The sequence below is a fragment of the Roseinatronobacter domitianus genome, from assembly GCF_023336755.1.
Lineage (GTDB): Bacteria > Pseudomonadota > Alphaproteobacteria > Rhodobacterales > Rhodobacteraceae > Roseinatronobacter > Roseinatronobacter domitianus.
Map to the genome: position 1 here is coordinate 260,170 of NZ_JALZWP010000003.1, position 16,468 is coordinate 276,637.

The 16,468-nt window shown below is 58.5% G+C and carries 17 protein-coding genes; 5 read left to right on the plus strand and 12 right to left on the minus strand.

The window, feature by feature from the left end; all coding sequences use genetic code 11:
• Positions 1 to 135: 135 nt before the first annotated feature.
• The gene (gene uvrC, locus M3N55_RS05295) at positions 136 to 2,010 is read left to right on the plus strand and encodes an excinuclease ABC subunit UvrC (protein ID WP_249057104.1); all 1,875 of its coding nucleotides are present in this window, start codon (positions 136 to 138) and stop codon (positions 2,008 to 2,010) included.
• A gap of 307 nt (positions 2,011 to 2,317) precedes the next feature.
• Here uvrC and M3N55_RS05300 read toward each other — a convergent pair whose 3' ends face one another.
• From M3N55_RS05300 to M3N55_RS05310, 3 genes are all read right to left on the minus strand, one after another.
• A complete protein-coding gene (locus M3N55_RS05300) occupies positions 2,318 to 2,797 on the minus strand; it encodes a MarR family winged helix-turn-helix transcriptional regulator (protein ID WP_249057160.1) in 480 nt (159 codons plus the stop codon).
• Between the two features lie 84 nt (positions 2,798 to 2,881).
• Positions 2,882 to 3,151 (minus strand): FAD assembly factor SdhE, encoded by a 270-nt coding sequence (locus M3N55_RS05305; RefSeq protein WP_249057106.1) that lies wholly within the window; start codon positions 3,149 to 3,151, stop codon positions 2,882 to 2,884.
• A gap of 1 nt (position 3,152) precedes the next feature.
• Entirely contained in the window at positions 3,153 to 3,554 is a 402-nt protein-coding gene (locus M3N55_RS05310; protein ID WP_249057107.1) for a helix-turn-helix domain-containing protein, read from the minus strand.
• A gap of 90 nt (positions 3,555 to 3,644) precedes the next feature.
• On the opposite strand from M3N55_RS05310, the gene M3N55_RS05315 reads away from it, so the two are divergent.
• The 3 genes from M3N55_RS05315 (at position 3,645) to dprA (ending at position 6,479) form a co-directional block, all read left to right on the plus strand.
• On the plus strand, positions 3,645 to 4,847 hold the full coding sequence (locus M3N55_RS05315; protein WP_249057109.1) for a pyridoxal phosphate-dependent aminotransferase: 1,203 nt from the start codon (positions 3,645 to 3,647) through the stop codon (positions 4,845 to 4,847).
• A gap of 2 nt (positions 4,848 to 4,849) precedes the next feature.
• Positions 4,850 to 5,236, plus strand: a complete 387-nt coding sequence (locus tag M3N55_RS05320; protein WP_249057110.1) for a hypothetical protein — start codon at positions 4,850 to 4,852, stop codon at positions 5,234 to 5,236.
• A gap of 109 nt (positions 5,237 to 5,345) precedes the next feature.
• Complete coding sequence (gene dprA / locus M3N55_RS05325; RefSeq protein ID WP_249057112.1) at positions 5,346 to 6,479, plus strand: DNA-processing protein DprA; 1,134 nt, start codon at positions 5,346 to 5,348, stop codon at positions 6,477 to 6,479.
• Here the strand turns inward: dprA and trxB are convergent.
• Positions 6,476 to 7,435 carry a thioredoxin-disulfide reductase gene (trxB, locus tag M3N55_RS05330; RefSeq protein ID WP_249057114.1) on the minus strand — a complete coding sequence of 320 codons (960 nt, stop codon included), beginning with the start codon at positions 7,433 to 7,435 and terminating at the stop codon, positions 6,476 to 6,478. The two genes, dprA and trxB, sit on opposite strands and share 4 nt — an antisense overlap.
• A 168-nt stretch (positions 7,436 to 7,603) precedes the next feature.
• Between trxB and M3N55_RS05335 the strand changes: the two genes are divergently transcribed.
• Complete coding sequence (locus M3N55_RS05335; RefSeq protein ID WP_249057116.1) at positions 7,604 to 8,104, plus strand: Lrp/AsnC family transcriptional regulator; 501 nt, start codon at positions 7,604 to 7,606, stop codon at positions 8,102 to 8,104.
• Between the two features lie 39 nt (positions 8,105 to 8,143).
• Here M3N55_RS05335 and M3N55_RS05340 read toward each other — a convergent pair whose 3' ends face one another.
• From M3N55_RS05340 to M3N55_RS05375, 8 genes are read right to left on the minus strand one after another with little or no spacing between them, the layout of a single operon-like run.
• On the minus strand, positions 8,144 to 9,454 hold the full coding sequence (locus M3N55_RS05340; RefSeq protein WP_249057118.1) for an ATPase: 1,311 nt from the start codon (positions 9,452 to 9,454) through the stop codon (positions 8,144 to 8,146).
• Between the two features lie 45 nt (positions 9,455 to 9,499).
• Positions 9,500 to 9,991 carry a prepilin peptidase gene (locus tag M3N55_RS05345; RefSeq protein WP_249057120.1) on the minus strand — a complete coding sequence of 164 codons (492 nt, stop codon included), beginning with the start codon at positions 9,989 to 9,991 and terminating at the stop codon, positions 9,500 to 9,502.
• Entirely contained in the window at positions 9,991 to 10,845 is an 855-nt protein-coding gene (locus tag M3N55_RS05350) for a tetratricopeptide repeat protein (RefSeq protein ID WP_249057121.1), read from the minus strand. The genes M3N55_RS05345 and M3N55_RS05350 overlap by 1 nt, the downstream gene beginning before the upstream one ends.
• Before the next feature lie 21 nt (positions 10,846 to 10,866).
• Complete coding sequence (locus M3N55_RS05355) at positions 10,867 to 11,448, minus strand: tetratricopeptide repeat protein (protein WP_428982607.1); 582 nt, start codon at positions 11,446 to 11,448, stop codon at positions 10,867 to 10,869.
• The gene (locus tag M3N55_RS05360; RefSeq protein WP_249057123.1) at positions 11,448 to 12,437 is read right to left on the minus strand and encodes a type II secretion system F family protein; all 990 of its coding nucleotides are present in this window, start codon (positions 12,435 to 12,437) and stop codon (positions 11,448 to 11,450) included. Before M3N55_RS05360 ends, M3N55_RS05355 begins: the two co-directional genes overlap by 1 nt.
• A gap of 28 nt (positions 12,438 to 12,465) precedes the next feature.
• Positions 12,466 to 13,434: a type II secretion system F family protein gene (locus tag M3N55_RS05365; protein WP_249057125.1), complete on the minus strand. Its 969-nt coding sequence runs from the start codon at positions 13,432 to 13,434 to the stop codon at positions 12,466 to 12,468.
• 2 nt (positions 13,435 to 13,436) lie between these two features.
• Positions 13,437 to 14,885 (minus strand): TadA family conjugal transfer-associated ATPase, encoded by a 1,449-nt coding sequence (locus M3N55_RS05370; protein ID WP_249057127.1) that lies wholly within the window; start codon positions 14,883 to 14,885, stop codon positions 13,437 to 13,439.
• Between the two features lie 12 nt (positions 14,886 to 14,897).
• Positions 14,898 to 16,127, minus strand: a complete 1,230-nt coding sequence (locus M3N55_RS05375; protein ID WP_346429255.1) for a CpaE/TadZ family protein — start codon at positions 16,125 to 16,127, stop codon at positions 14,898 to 14,900.
• Positions 16,128 to 16,468 lie beyond the last annotated feature (341 nt).

A 16,468-nucleotide genomic window follows, 5' to 3' on the forward strand; every position in this document is an offset into this window, starting at 1 on the left:
GAAAAAACGCCCCCCTCCAAGTTTTTTCCACAAACTTACCCACAGATTCAGTGGACAGGATTCAGGTTGAAGAGGGTTTGAATTCAGGGCAGCGCAACATAGAATCGGACCACTCTCAAAGGTTCCAGTAAACAGATGCAGAACACGCCAGACCCCACCCCCGAAACGCCGCTTGCCGGCCATGCGTGCATTCAGTCCTACCTCAAGGTGCTGGACAATTCGCCGGGCGTCTACCGTATGCTGAACGAGCGCTCAGAGGTGCTTTATGTCGGCAAGGCGCGGAACTTGCGGGCGCGGGTGTCGAATTACGCGCGCGCCTCGGGCCACACCGCCCGCATTGCCCGGATGATAGATGAAACCCGGTCGATGATGTTCCTGACCACGCGCACGGAAACCGAAGCGCTGCTGCTGGAGCAAAACCTCATCAAGCAGCTCAAACCACGCTACAACGTGCTGCTGCGCGACGACAAAAGCTTTCCCTATATCCTGCTGCCGCGCGATCATCCGTTTCCGCAACTGCGCAAGCATCGTGGGCGGCGTTCGACGAAAGGCAAGTATTTCGGACCCTTCGCCAGCGCCGGGGCCGTCAACCGCACGCTCAACCAGTTGCAGCGCGTATTCCTGCTGCGCAACTGCACCGATGCAGTGTTCAACAGCCGCACGCGCCCCTGTTTGCAATACCAGATCAAGCGGTGCTCTGCCCCTTGTGTGGGCTATATCTCCGAAGAAGAGTATGGCGCGCTGATGCTGGACGCCGAACGATTCCTGTCGGGCAAGGACACGCATTTGCAAAAGGATCTGGCGGTCGAAATGCAGGCCGCATCAGAGGCGATGGAATTCGAGCGCGCCGCCGCCCTACGCGACCGTATTCGCGCGCTGACCAATGTGCAGCAGCAACAGGGCATCAACCCCCAGGGCGTGCCAGAGGCGGATGTGATCGCGCTGCATTTGGAAAAGGGGCAGGCTTGCGTGCAGGTGTTCTTCATCCGCGCGAACCAGAACTGGGGCAATCGCGATTTCTACCCCGCGACTGGCGCGGGGGCCGCGGAACCAGAGATTTTGGAAGCCTTCATGGCGCAGTTCTATGATGGGAAAGAACCGCCTCGGCAGATTTTGCTGTCGCACGGGTTGGAAGAGCCCGATCTGATGACAGAGCTTCTGGGCCAACGCGCGGGCCGCAAGGTGGAGATTCTGGTCCCGCAGCGGGGCGAGAAGGCGGAACTGGTGGAAAGTGCCGCGCGCAACGCCCGCGAGAGCCTTGCCCGCCGCATGGCGCATAGCACGGCGCAAGCCAAACTGCTGCAAGGGCTGGCCGATGCTTTCGGGCTGGAAAGCGCCCCGAAGCGGGTCGAGGTTTATGACAACTCGCACATTCAAGGCAGCCACGCGGTCGGCGCACTTATCGTGGCGGGGCCGGAAGGCTTTATCAAAAGCCAGTATCGCAAATTCGATATCAAGGATGAAACCGTCACCCCCGGCGACGATTTCGGCATGATGAAAGAGGTTCTGACCCGTCGCTTCACCCGGCTGCAAAAAGAAGACCCCGACCGCCAGTCCGACCTATGGCCAGACCTGCTGCTGATTGACGGTGGCGCAGGACAGGTTTCTGCCGTGGCGGGCATTATGGAAGAATTGGGCGTGGCCGATATTCCAATGATCGGGGTGGCCAAGGGCGTGGACCGCGACGCGGGCAAAGAGGAATTCCATCGCCCCAGCGGGCGCCCCTTCGCGCTGCGCCATAATGACCCGGTTTTGTATTTCGTCCAACGCCTGCGCGACGAGGCGCACCGCTTCGCCATCGGCACCCACCGCGCGAAACGTGCGAAAGCCTTCACGGCCTCGCCGCTTGACGATATTCCGGGCGTGGGCGCGGGGCGCAAAAAAGCGCTGTTGGCGCATTTCGGCTCTGCCAAGGCGGTCACGCGCGCGGGGCTTGCAGATCTGCGCGCCGTGCCGGGCATATCTGATGCTTTGGCGCAGGTGATCCATGACCATCTGAACGAGAGGTAAGGGCATGGAGCGAACAGGCGATTTTGCGTGACACATATCTGAGACGCGACCTGTCCCATGGGCTTTATGGCAGAACAGGGTTTCCAGCAGCACAGAGGGGCGGGAAACTGCTGAAGAGAGCGCCTCGGCTGCGGGCTTGGCATTTGGTTCAGCGTTTCCAGATGGCCCAACGCCCCCGTGCTTGCTGGCCTGCCATGAGCCATCGGCACAGGCTGGCGCGTCAGACCGAACGGCATCGCCCTATTTCAAGCCACAGCAAAGCGTCCATCATAGCCTGATCCGACGCACTCAAAATCCGCAGCCCGCGCTAGTAGATATACCGTATCTGATCGCCCCAGAATCGCTCCAACCGGCGTAAGGCGCGCACGGTTTCATCCAGCGTCGCAAAGGCGATTACGCCGCCTTCGTCCAACTGGTCGGCTTGGCGTGCGAACAGTTCTGCCACGCGGGCGCGGATGGCCTGACCTTTCGGCGTCAGCCGCACGCGAACCGAACGGCGGTCAATGGCGCAGCGCTGATGGTGCATATAGCCCAATTCAACCAGCTTCTTGAGGTTGTAAGAGACGTTTGACCCCTGATAATAGCCGCGCGATTTCAATTCGCTGGCTGTCACCTCGTGATCTGCGATGTTGAACAGCAACAGCGCCTGCACCGGGTTTATGTTGACGATTCCCAACCGCTCGAATTCGTCCTTGATGACATCCAGCAACAGCCGGTGCATCCGCTCCAGCAGCGCCACGCTGTCCAGATAGCGCACCAATGTCTGCTTGCGCACTGGGGCGCCCATATCTTGTTGCAAGCTCACGCGATGCTCCGTCATGTTCTTTTGACGCACAGCATCGCGAAAACTTGCGAAAAAACCGTTAAGAGATCAGCGTAACCTGTTTTCGGCCATAACACGGATGGTCTGAAGCATGGGCGCGTGCTGGCGCGGCGCTTCGATCGCGCCTGTCACCCAAAGGTAAAGATCTTGGTCGTTTTCGTCGAGCAGTCGCTCATAAGCGTCAAGCTCGGCGGCGCTGAACGCTGCCAGTTCGGTATCTGAAAATGGACCAAGGATAAGGTCCATCTCTTTCATTCCACGCCGCCAAGACCGCATTTTCAACCGCTTCAAGCGCGCTTCTTCCGGGGAAATCTGCATGTCAGATCGTTTCCTTCACAATCTGGCGCAGGCGTTTTTCCATGCGCCCAAGTTCTGTCGAAACGCGGGTCAGATCGGCCCGCAATCCACGCATATCCTTTAAGATCGTCTGCGCGTCTTCGGCAAGGTCTTCTTGAGTGGCAGGTTCCGCCACCCCGTCCCCCTCGCCTGTCAGCAACCATCGCAACGACACATTCAGCAACCCGGCCGCCATTTGCAACTTGTTGGCCCGCGGTTCCGAGGTGTCGTTTTCCCAGCCCTCTACCGTGCGCAGCTTTACACCCAGCCGTCTTGCCATTTGCGATTGGCTGATGCCTTGCGCTTCGCGTGCTGCTGTCAGACGGTCGCCAAACGTGGCATGGTCACCCGAATACCAATCCTGCTGCTCTGAGTTTTCTGTCATGTCGCTGCCTTCTGGATTTGATTGTGCTTGAACGGCCATTGGCCGCAACTTATGACATGGGCGCCCAAGACACAAACCGGAGTTCCCATCATGGCTTTCCTGTCCGACACCCTGTCCCGCGTCAAACCGTCGCCGACCATTGCCGTCACGACCAAGGCCGCGGAGCTGAAGGCCGCCGGTCAGGACGTGATTGGCCTTGGCGCCGGTGAGCCCGACTTTGACACGCCGCAGAACATTAAAGACGCGGCAAAAGCGGCCATTGATGCGGGAAAAACGAAATACACCGCTGTTGATGGCCTGCCGGACCTGAAAGCCGCCATCTGCGCCAAGTTCAAGCGTGACAACGGGTTGGATTACGCGCCCGCACAAGTGACCGTCGGCACAGGCGGCAAGCAGGTTTTGTATAACGCGCTGGTCGCCACGCTGAACGCGGGCGACGAGGTGGTGATCCCTGCGCCCTACTGGGTCAGCTACCCCGATATGGTGCTGCTGGCCGGCGGCGAGCCTATCATTGCAGAAGCCACCGCGGACACCGCCTACAAGCTGACGCCAGAAGCACTGGAAGCGGCGATCACGCCGAAAACCAAGTGGCTGATCTTCAACTCGCCGTCCAACCCCACCGGCGCGGGCTACACCTGGGACGAGTTGAAAGCCCTGACCGACGTGCTTATGCGCCACCCCCATGTCTGGATCATGTCGGATGACATGTATGAACACCTTGTTTACGATGATTTCGTATTCTGCACGCCCGCTCAGGTCGAACCCGCACTCTATGACCGGACGCTGACGGTCAATGGCGTGTCGAAAGCCTATGCCATGACCGGCTGGCGCATTGGCTATGCCGCTGGCCCGAAAGAGGTGATCGGCGCGATGCGTAAGATCCAGTCGCAAAGCACGTCGAACCCCTGCTCTATCAGCCAATGGGCGGCCCTGGAGGCGCTGAACGGCCCGCAGGACTACATTGCAGAGAACAACAAAACCTTTCAGCGCCGCCGCGATCTGGTGGTCAAGATGCTGAACGCGGCCGAGGGCATCACCTGCCCGGTCCCGGAAGGCGCATTCTACGTCTACCCCTCGATCGCAGGCTGCATTGGCAAGACCTCTGCGGGCGGCGCCAAGATCGAGAATGACGAAGCCTTTGCGACCGCGCTGCTGGAAGAAAAAGGTGTGGCCGTGGTCTTCGGCGCAGCCTTTGGCACCTCGCCTGCATTCCGCGTGAGCTACGCCACATCGGATGACGCATTGCGCGAGGCCTGCACCCGCATTCAGGATTTCTGCGCGGGGTTGAAATAACCATGGGGGGCGGGCGCGAGTACTATTTCCGCCCGCGCCCCGGCGGGGCGATGCTGCTGCGCATTGAGTATAATGCTCGGTTGCGTCGTTCCGAAATGCACCGGATTGCCGGGGTCAACAAGGCCTCTGGTGCGGTCGACGTAAGCACCGGCCACGACCTGACAGATGCCGAGCGCGCCCTGATCGACGCCTGGCTGACCGATGGCAATGGCCTGGAGGGCGATGGCGCGAAAGCCCTTGAACAGATCGGCCATCTTGCGCATTGGGCGCAGTTCCGGGCCAGCCCGGAGGAACTTGCAGCCACCACCGATGACCTGTTGTTGGCCATGCAGGATTTGCGCGAGGTGCTGGTGCGCAAGGCAGCACAACGGGCGCGCAAAGCCGACTAAGGTTTTTTTGCGGCGGCGATGTGAAAAAATCTGGCCAAACCAGCGAATCTTTACCTGCCCTTAACTATCAGCGGTCACATTCGTAAGTGAATGAGACGAGGTAGGACGGATGGCGAAAGATTTGTTTTCTTCTCACCCACCCTTCACCCCACCCACCACGGAAGAGGACAGGCTATCCTGGCTTCGTCTCATTCGCTCGCCGCGCGTAGGGCCAACGACCTTTCACCGGCTGATGCGCGAACATGGCAGCGCACAGGCCGCACTGGATGCCTTGCCGAAAGTGGCGCAAGCTGCGGGCGTCGCCAGCTACACGCCCTTCACCGCAGACCAGGCCCAAGCCGAGATCGAGCTTGCCCGCGCCAAAGGGGCGCGCATGCTGTGCTTTGGAACACAGGCGTATCCGCAAAGCCTTGCCGCCATTGCAGACGCGCCCCCGGTGCTGTGGTGCATGGGCGGGCGCAAACCCTTGGCCCAACCCATGGTCGCGCTGGTCGGTGCGCGCAACGCGTCCAGCCTTGGCACCCGAATGGCACGGATGCTGGCCGAAGGGCTGGGGCTGGCGGGCTATACGATTGTCTCTGGGCTTGCGCGCGGCATCGACACCGCCGCGCATCAGGCTAGCCTGAAAACCGGCACGATCGCGGTAATGGGCGGCGGGGTTGACGTGATCTACCCTGCCGAAAACGCCGTTCTGGCTGCCGCGATCTCTGACCAGGGCCTGCGCCTGTCGGAACAACCCATGGGCACTTACCCGCAAGCGCGCCACTTTCCCCCACGCAACCGCATTATCTCTGGCCTTTCGATGGCCGTGATCGTGGTAGAAGCGGCGGAAAAATCTGGCACGCTTATTACGGTGAAAGACGCGCTGGAACAGGGACGAGAGGTAATGGCGGTGCCCGGCCACCCGGTTGACGGGCGTGCAGGCGGCTGCAACCGGCTGATCCGCGAAGGTGCCACGCTCATCCGCAATGTCGAAGATGTGCTGGAAGTGCTGCAACATCTGCGCGATGACATACCCAAACCGGGTAGCACCCCCGCCGCTGCACCCAAAAGCCCCAAAGCTGCGGCACCTTCTGACCTGAACGCCGCGATCTTGTCCCTGTTGGGGCCAACCCCGATCCATGAAGACATGGTCATCCGCGACATGGGCCTGTCGGCTGCGGTCATATCCCCTGCACTTGTCGCGCTGGAACTGGATGGCGCTGTGCAGCGCCATCCCGGCGGCTTGGTCAGCCGCGTTTAGGCGGCCTCGGCGTCCAGCCCCTGTTCGGCCAGGAATTTCTCGGCATCCAGCGCTGCCATGCACCCCATACCCGCGCTAGTGACCGCTTGACGATAGATGTGGTCCGTCAAATCACCTGCCGCAAATACACCGGGAATAGACGTGCGCGTGCTGCCCGGTTCGACCCAGACATAGCCACCCGGCTGCATCTTCAATTGGTCCTTGACCAATTCGCTCGCCGGGCTGTGGCCAATGGCAATAAAGACGCCGTCACAGACAAGTTCTTGCGCCTCACCCGTTGTTGTATGCGCCAAACGCACGCCCTGAACGCCACCGCCATTTGTGTCACCCAGCACTTCTTCCAACCTATGGTCCCAAATCACCTGCACCTTGGGGTGTTTCAACAACCGGTGCTGCAAAATCTTCTCTGCGCGCAGGCTGTCGCGACGGTGCACCAATGTGACTTTGGTGGCGAAATTGGTCAGGAACAACGCCTCTTCCACCGCCGTATTGCCACCACCGACAACAACGACTTCCTTGCCACGGTAGAAGAACCCGTCGCAGGTCGCACAGGCCGAAACGCCCATGCCCTGAAACTTCTCCTCCGACGGCAGGCCCAGCCAGCGGGCCTGCGCGCCGGTTGCCAGCACCACCGCATCGGCGGTATAAATGGCGCCGCTATCGCCCACCGCGCGGAACGGTCGCGCCGACAGATCGAGCGATGAAATATGCTCGCTGATAATCACTGTCCCCATCTCGCGCGCATGCGCTTCCATGCGCACCATCAATTCCGGTCCAGTCACCATCGTGTCGCCCGGCCAGTTTTCGACCTCTGTTGTAATGGTCAATTGCCCGCCGGGTTGAATGCCTTGCACCAGAACCGGCTCCAGCATGGCGCGCGCGCCATAAACTGCCGCAGTATAGCCTGCCGGGCCAGAGCCAATGATAAGCAAGCGTGTATGGCGCGTTTCGGTCATGGTCATTCCTTTCGGGGTTCTGTTGCAGCGCAATCTATGCATTGTGCCCCGCCACACAAGAGGGCAATCCCCGGGATCTGGGCGCGAATAATTATTGCCGTTGCTTGAAATATTATTGCGCAAACCGGCACAGCACCTTACATAAGTGCAAAATAAAGGGGAACACCAATGTCGGGCGGGAAGCTGGATCCGATCGATCGCAAGATACTTGCGGAACTTCAGGCCGATGGCCGGATGACAAATGTGGAACTTGCAAAACGCGTGGGCATCTCTGCGCCACCGTGCCTGCGACGGGTGCGCGCGCTGGAAGAGGCCGGTTTCATTCGCGGGTATCATGCCCAAGTCAACAGCCGCGATCTGGGCTTCGAAGTGCAGGTTTTTGCAATGGTCGGGCTGAACAGCCAGGCAGAGGCCGACTTGTCGCGCTTCGAGCAACGCTGCCGCAACTGGCCGCTGGTGCGCGAATGCCATATGCTCAACGGCGAGATCGACTTCATTCTGAAATGCGTGGCGCCCGACCTGTCCACCTTTCAGAGCTTTCTGACGGAAGAATTACTTGCCGCAGACAACGTGATCACCGTCAAGACTTCGCTCGTCATCCGCGGCGCCAAGCTGGAGCCGGGTGTGCCGTTTGACGTTCTTGAAGCGCGCGCGGCCGAAGTGGACTAAAGCGAGTATAGCGCGCCGCACAAATGAACCCGGCGCGCTTTACCGCACGATCTCCTCCGTCTCGACGAACATGTTCTTCCAGGCACGGTCAATCAATTCCGGTGACATGCGGCGCGGCTTGCCTTCGAAATCGCAGATGGCGATCATCTGGTCGACAAGGAAAATCGGCTGGTAATTCGCATAAATGTTGTGGATCGATGGGTATTTCGTTTTGATCAGGTGAATGATCGCATCCTCGTCCAGCGGCAAGCCGCGCTTTTTGGCGACGAGCGCGAATATCTTCAGAAAATCCTGCTGGCTTGGTCCGTCGATCTTGATCTTGTAGAAAATCCGGCGCAGCGCAGCCTGATCGAAAATCTCATTCGGATGAAAATTGGTCGAGAAAATCACCAGCGTGTCGAAAGGCGCGACGAATTTCTCGCCCGATTGCAAGGCCAAGATGTCGTAATTCATCTCCATCGGGACAATCCATCGGTTCACAATGGATTGTGGCGGTTCCTCTTGGCGGCCAAGGTCGTCGATGATGAAAACCCCACCTGTCGCCTTGAACTGCAACGGTGCCTGATATGTGCGTGACACCGGGTTAAAGGTCAGGTCCAGCATCGACAAGGTCAGCTCGCCCCCGGTGATGACGGTTGGACGTTCGCAATAGACGTAACGTCCATCGAAGCGGTTTCCGGTCTGGCGCAGCAGGTTCGGGTCATCCTCCCACGTCTCTACCATGGTGTGCACAATCGGATCGTAAACGCTTATGATCTGACCGGCATGTGTGACCGCGCGCGGCACATAGATGCGGTCCCCCATTGCGGCGCGGATGCCGTTCGAGATAGAGGACTTCCCGTTTCCCGGCGGCCCATACATCAGAATGGAGCGCCCCGAACTGACCGCAGGGCCAAGCTCGCTCAATAGGTTTTGCGGCAGGATCAGATCGCCCATCGCGATCTGCAACTGGCGGCGCGTGATCTGCACATTTCGAATGGATTGTTTCTTGATCTGTTCAGCATAGCTGCCCAAAGGCACTGGCATCGCACCATAATATTCAGACTGCGACAGCGCGTCCATGGCGCGCCCCTTGCCTGCCTCCGTCAACTGAAAGCTGGCCTCGCTTGACGTGTTCGCCGTCAGGCTTGCCGTCGCCTCCAGCAATTTGCCCTGACGGCACTGGTCGATCAGTTCAATTGTTTGCGGGATCGGCAGGCATATCGTGCGCGCGATTTCGGAAATCCGCGACAGGCTCATGCGATACATGGTTTTCAGCAGGATATCGCGCATCATCACCAGCGTCAGGCCGGTATCGTCAAGGTTGCGCGGAACGGTCGGCGCGTTGATGGTGGGGCTATGGACATTCATTGCAGACACTCCAACCCCGTCATGCAGCGCGGGGACACAAACAGATCAGCCACCAAGGGCCGATGCGACCAGATACAACAGCAGCGCCGGGCCAAGTGCCAGGCCAAGCGGAAACTCGCGCCGCTGCCAACTTTCCCAATCGGGTGCCAACCCGACAATCGCCGTGGAGCTGCGCGCCAGCCGATGCGCGATAAAGCTGATCACAATAACGGCGGACAACAGAAGCATGAAGCTGCCAAGGTCGGCCAGCGCGATAAACGGCGCCATGGCCGCGGCGAATTTAGCATCGCCCGCGCCCAACAACCCCACCGAACTAAGCACGAACCCAACAACCAGCACCAGCGCCAGCCCGGCCCAGCCCCAGGCCCAGACCTGCAAGGGCAAGGCCAAAGGGCCGATGATTGAATAGACCGCGACCAGCGCGATCACGGCGTAATTGTGGATCTTCATCCATTTCAGGTCGCTCCACGCGACCCAAAGCGCAATCGGGGCCACGAATGGCAGAAACCAGATCGCGGCGATTTCGGACAGCGCCATCAGCCAATCCCCCCATCGAGCGCGCGTAGGGCGCGCACGGCTTCGTCGAAGTGTTGCGGATGCGTATCGATCGCTTCCTGCAACAAGGTGCGCCCGACATTCACGTCGCCCTTACGAATTGCGGCAATCGCCATGGTGTGCAGCAACATCGCGCGTTCCTGTTGGGTCATCCGCACCAGTGGCAGGCTGTAATTGCCCTGCGCAACCCTTGCGAGCGCCATATTGGTCTTGGCCGTGAACAGGTGCGGATCATGCTGTAACGCTTGAGAAAAGAGCTGTTCGGCTTCGCGCGGTGCACCGCGCGTCAGCTTGGAAAACCCCCAGTTATTGAACACGCCGGATGGGCGCGTGGTCAGGCCGGCCGCGGTTTCGTAGAAATGATCCGCCTTCTTCCAATCTTTTTTGCCATCGGCAATCATCGCCTCCAGCCGGTAGCGGTCGAAGGTTTCATGCGTGGGTGGCACGGTGTTAAGCACCGTTTCTGCCGAATCCCAGTCATTGGCGCGCATATGGGCTTCGGCCAACATGACCTTGTCATCCTGCGTGCCTTCGGGATGTTGCGCCACGGTGCGCCATGCCGGGATGGCCTCGGCCAAGCGCCCTGCGCGCACCAACGATCGGGCAAGCCCGCGCTGAAGGGTTACATTGTCGGGGTCACGCTCTACCTGTGTCGCGAAATAAGCCACCGCTTCTTCGGGGTTCCCCGAGGCGAGCATCAGTTCAGCGACATTCTTCTGGTCAACTGCATTCACAGCGTCAATCGCGCGCGTGACATTTGCCGGGTTGCTGCCGCTACAGGCGGATATCACTAATGCGCTGCCCACAAGCAGCGTCCTCAATATGGGTTGGCGCATTTTTTGCGTCCTCATTGCTCGTTACAACGGCGTATCCAGCAGCAGGAACCTGCCTTGGCCACGCCGCACCAGCGATAGCCGGTGTGCCTCAATTTCAGCATACCCGGTTTCTTCGGTTTTTTCGATTGCCAAACGCAGGTTTTCACGAATTTCCCGCGATCTTCCGCCATCAAATGCAAAAGCGTTGCGAAAATGTAGCCCTGCTTCACCCCATTTGCCTTGCTCGCTGAGGGCGACGCCCAGATTATTATGCGCGGGCACGAAAGTTTCATCCTGTTCAAGCGCGCGTCGCAACACCTGCTCGGCCTGTTGAACGCGGCCCAGACGCAAGTTGGCAGAGCCTATGGCCGACAGGATATCGGCATTGACGCCCCGCTCGGCAGAGGCGCGGTAATAAGCCCGCAGTGCAAGTTCATATTCTCCTGCCGCCATTAACCGATGACCAACGACCAACCCGTCGACCGCTTCCGCGATATCGTTGCCCCGCGATGCGATCTGGTCAGGCCCGGCCCCCATAGCGGATGCGCTGTCGCGCGCCCTGTCGGCAGAGGGCGCGCAGCCAAGGACCGCGAGAGAGAGGACAAGGCAGACGAAGTGCCGCATTACATGCCCGTGATGTTGCTGGTGCTCAATTCAGTCATGATGCCGACAACAGACGGCCCGATCAAGATAATCAGCAAAGGCGGGACGGTGAACATCATGGTACCAAGCGTCATTTTGGTTGGCAGGATATTCGCCTTTTCCTCTGCACGCATGATTCGCTTGTCGCGCATTTCGGATGCGAAGACCCGCAGCGCGTCGGTGATAGAGGTGCCGTAGGCGGCGGCCTGAATCATCACTGTGGTGAAGCTTGTAATGTCGGAAATGTCGCACCGCTTGGCCAGGTCCTTCAACACCTCGCTCCGCTCGCGACCGGCCTTCACCTGCTCGCCCACGGTGGTCAGTTCTTCACCAAGCGCCGGATAGCCGTTCTTGATCTCAATCGAGACCCGCTGGATGGATTGGTCAAGCGACTGTCCCGCCTCGACACAGATCAGCAGCATGTCAAGCGCATCGGGGAAACCAGAGATGATCTCTTCCTTGCGTGCCTCGACCCGCCCATCGATCCATTTGCGCGGTCCATAATAACCGATCAGCATGGGAAGAATGATCCCCCCCGCCTTCATCTGTGTGCTCTCAAAAGTGTCGGGCGCAATCACAAACACTACCAAAAGCGATACAATCAGCAGACCGATAGCCAGAATGAATTGCAGCGCCTGAAAGTCGCGCACCGCGTGTCGACCATGATACCCCGCCTGGATCATACGCTGGCGCGCCTCTGACATCTCCTTTGCGTCTTCTGGCTCAAGGAATTTTGCGTATTTATCCAGAGCCTTAAGGCCGCTGCTCTGCTTGAGGCGGAGTGCAGTGCTGGCGCTTCCAGACTTGTCGGCCTTTGCACTTTCAGCCGCGTCAATCTGCTCTTTCAGCCTGTTCATCGGGTCGCCGGAATTGTCGCCAACTGCGGCAAATCCTGCAATCGCAACCAGCACAAGGCCCACCAGACCCAAAATCAGGATCGTGCCAAACCCACCTTGGAAAATATCGAACATCGGAAAACTTCCTTATTGCTGGTGCAGGTCAGACTTTGATGTCGGTCATCTTGCGCATGTAGAGCACATTGATGACCAGAAACAGGCCGACGATAATGGCCAACGGGATGTAAAGTGGCGTGCCCTTCACGGGGTCGTAGTAGTCCGGTTTGATGACCTGAATCATGACCATGGCCAGAATCGGGAAGCCAGACAGGAACATCCCAGACCATTTCGCTTCTGCGGTAATCGCCCGCACCCGCCGGAACAGCTTGAAGCGCGAGCGAATGACTTTGGACAGACCATCCAAAATCTCGGCCAGGTTGCCCCCAGATTTCTGCTGAATGGAAACCGCAACCGATAGGAACCCGATATCTGGCAGGCCGACCCGATTGCCGAATTCGGCAAGCGCTTCGCCTGCGTCGCGGCCATAGGCGACCTCGTCAGAGATCAAGCCCAACTCAGTGCCAAGCGGGTCCGCGATTTCATCCGCCGCAATACCAAGGGCCGCACTAAACGGGTGCCCCACGCGCAGGCTGCGCACCATAAGATCGACCGCTTCCGCCAATTGCTCTTCGATTGCTCCGATGCGCTTTTTGGCTTTATGAGACACCCAGAAAAATACGCCCCCCACGCCCATCGCGATCGCGATGACCAGACGCACGGGAAGCGGCGCGCTTGTGCCAAAGGTCAGCATAACAAAGCTGAACAGGCTGAGCCCGCCCATAAGCATCAGCAGCATTTGGGGGGTAAAGGCAATATTGGCTTTCTGCGCACGATCTGAGAGCAGGCCGTAAAGAGGGATAGAATCGCGCGCGACATGCACCGAGCGCTCCTTGCGGAGCTGCTCTATGATATCCTGCTTGGACTTGCCCTTGGACATCAGCTCCAGGCGACGGTTCAGCTTCGAATCATGTTCGATACTTTTGCCGTAAAGAAGCAGATAAAGCCCCTGAATAATGAACAGGACGGCACCAAATATCGCAATATAGATCAATGGGCTAAGTGAGAGTTCCATGTTCAGTTCGCCTTCACTTGGTCATAAATTGCAGACGGAAGGTCATAGCCCCAACGCTTGAATCGGTCCGCGTAATGCGAGCGCAAACCGGTCCCGGTGAAATGGCCCAGGATGGTGCCGTCGGGTTCCATTCCGGTGCGTTCAAACCGGAAAATTTCCTGCATGGTGATGATTTCGCCTTCCATGCCGGTAATCTCTGTGATCGACATCATGCGGCGTGACCCGTCTTGCAGCCGCGAGACCTGGACAATCAGGTTCACAGCCGAGCCGATCTGGCTGCGCACAGCTTTCAGCGGCATCTCGATCCCGGCCATAGCGACCATGTTTTCAAGGCGGCTGATGCCGTCACGCGCGGAGTTGGCGTGGATGGTGGTCATAGACCCGTCATGGCCCGTATTCATGGCCTGCAACATGTCGATCACTTCCTCGCCACGGGTTTCGCCCACGATAATGCGGTCAGGACGCATCCGCAGTGCGTTGCGCAAACAGTCGCGCTGGGTGACCGCGCCCTTGCCTTCCATATTGGCCGGGCGGCTTTCCATGCGGCCGACATGTTCCTGCTGTAGCTGCAATTCCGCCGTATCCTCGATGGTCAAGACGCGCTCAGTATTGCCGATAAAGCTGGACAATGCGTTAAGCGTGGTGGTCTTGCCCGAGCCGGTGCCGCCGGACACGATCACGTTCAATCGGGTCGATACTGCCGCTTCCAGATAAAGTGCCATCTCGGGCGAAAACGCACCGAAATTCACCAGGTCGGCGGTGCCCAGCTTTTCTTTCTTGAACTTACGGATAGAAACCAGCGAGCCATCCACCGCAACCGGTGGCACCATGGCGTTGAAGCGCGACCCATCGGCAAGCCGCGCGTCGACATAGGGGTTCGATTCATCGACGCGGCGGCCCACGGCCGACACGATCTTGTCGATAATGCGCAACAGGTGGCGTTCGTCGCGGAAGGTGACATCGGTCAATTCCAGCTTGCCCGCGCGTTCGACAAATATCCGCTTTGGACCGTTCACAAGAATATCGTTGACGGAATCATCCTGCAAAAGAGGTTCCAGCGGCCCAAGACCCATCACCTCGTAGAACAGATCGCGGTTCAGCGTGGTGCGCTCTTCACTGTTGAGCACCACATTCATTTCGGACAAGGCTTCGACCACGATGGAGTTGATCTCTTCGCGCAGTTCCGATTCGCTGGCGTTTTCCAGTGCTGACAGGTTCAGGTTGTCCAGCAGGCGGCGATGCAAGTCCGACTTGATCTTGTTCATGCGCAGTTTGCGCTGCTCTTCCTTAGAGCCTGCGACGGGTGTGGTCACCGCGCGCGGTTTGGGATCTTGCTGTGCCTCGACAGGTGCCTTTTGAAGCTCGGAAGGCGCCGGGCGTGTCGTGCCCCCGGCAGAGGGGCGTACAGGCTGCGCAGAATTTTCTGCGTTCTTGCGATAACGTGCAAACATGTTTGGTCCTCGTTACTCTGCTGCCAGCTTTGTGGCGCTGGCAGTATTGTGCAGTTCAATTGCCGTTTTGCGAATTTCCTTCAACAGCGGGTTCTTGCCCGCAAATTCAGCCAAAGGGAGCCCGTGGTCATTGGCATCTCGTACCTGGATACCGCCGTCTGGCAGGTGAAGATGAAGGTCAATCCCAAGGCTTTCGGCCATGCGCTTGGCGCGCGATTTACCACCAAGGTCCGTGAATTTCGGGGCGCGATTCAGGACGAAGCGGTGCTTCGACAAGTCGATACTATCGGCCTTCAAGGCGCGGATCATGCGCAGCGTGTTCTGGGCCGAGCGCATGTCCAGTTCCATCATGGCAAAGAACGCGTCGGACTTGTTCAGAACCGTTTCCGTCCAGTGCATGACAGCACGCGGCAAGTCGATGATGACATAATCGAAATGTTCGCGCGCCATTGAGACCACGCGGTCAATCTCTTCCGGAGCAAGCAGATCAAGCGGCAGCATGTCTGACGGCGCAGTCAGCACATACAGTTTTTCCTGAAACACCTGCAACGCAGCAAAGAATGCATCCGCGTCCATCGATGCGGTCTGTGACAGCAGTTCATAGACCTTTTCGGTGCGCGCAAGGTCAAGATAGGTCGCAACCGAACCGGATTGAAAGTCAAAATCGAGAATGCAGACCTTCCGTTCTTCAGTCTTGGAAATCTGCGCAAGTTCCCAAGCCATGTTTACGACGAAATTGGTGGAACCTGCCCCGCCGCACAGCGCCTGCACGGCAAGAACAGAGCCTTGCTTGCCGCCGGGTGTGGTAAACGCCGCTGCCGTGTCCAGCTTGGCCTGGTCCGCTTTATGAAGCCGCTCAATCGCGTCATGCAAGGCGTTCTCGGGTAGCGGATATGGCACGAAATCTTCGGCCCCCGCCCGCAATAACTGGTGCAGCAAGATCGGCGACAATGCTTCGGCTATCAACAGAATATGGATACTTCGAGCCGAGGCTTTCTCGATGATGCCGCGGACGATCTGCATGGACGATTCATCCGCATCGTCCAACGCAATGGCGATCACTTCCAGCGCGCCGGCGTCGGGTTCGGACAGGTAGGCGTAGGCTTCTGCAAAGGTTAGATCCCCCCAGTCCTCACCAAATTCGGTTTCCATATCTTCAATAAGAAGGTCGAAACTTTGCACATCACGAGACACCGTGCAGGCACGGATCAGCTCAGATTTGTTCTGCGAAACGGCGGTCATGGCGTTCATCCTAAAATACTGTGAAAGCTCATTCTGCCAGCGTGCCACCATGTGGGTGCAAACAGATATGGCTGCTCTCTGAAACCAAGATTGTCGATAAATCTGGCAAGATTTGGGCTAAACTACCGGAATTGTTCGGCACGGCCCTCATTTTGTAAAAAAAACCCGCGCTTGTGACGCGGGCTTGAAAATTAAATAGCAAGCGGGGTTCCTGGAGAGTGTCCGATCTTCTGTGTAACCGGGATCTGGTCCATGCTTCCTGAGAGGAGCAAGGACGATGACGATTTCCAAGGAACTGCTGGACGAACTTCTGAAGGGCTGCGAGCGCCCTGAAGATCTGC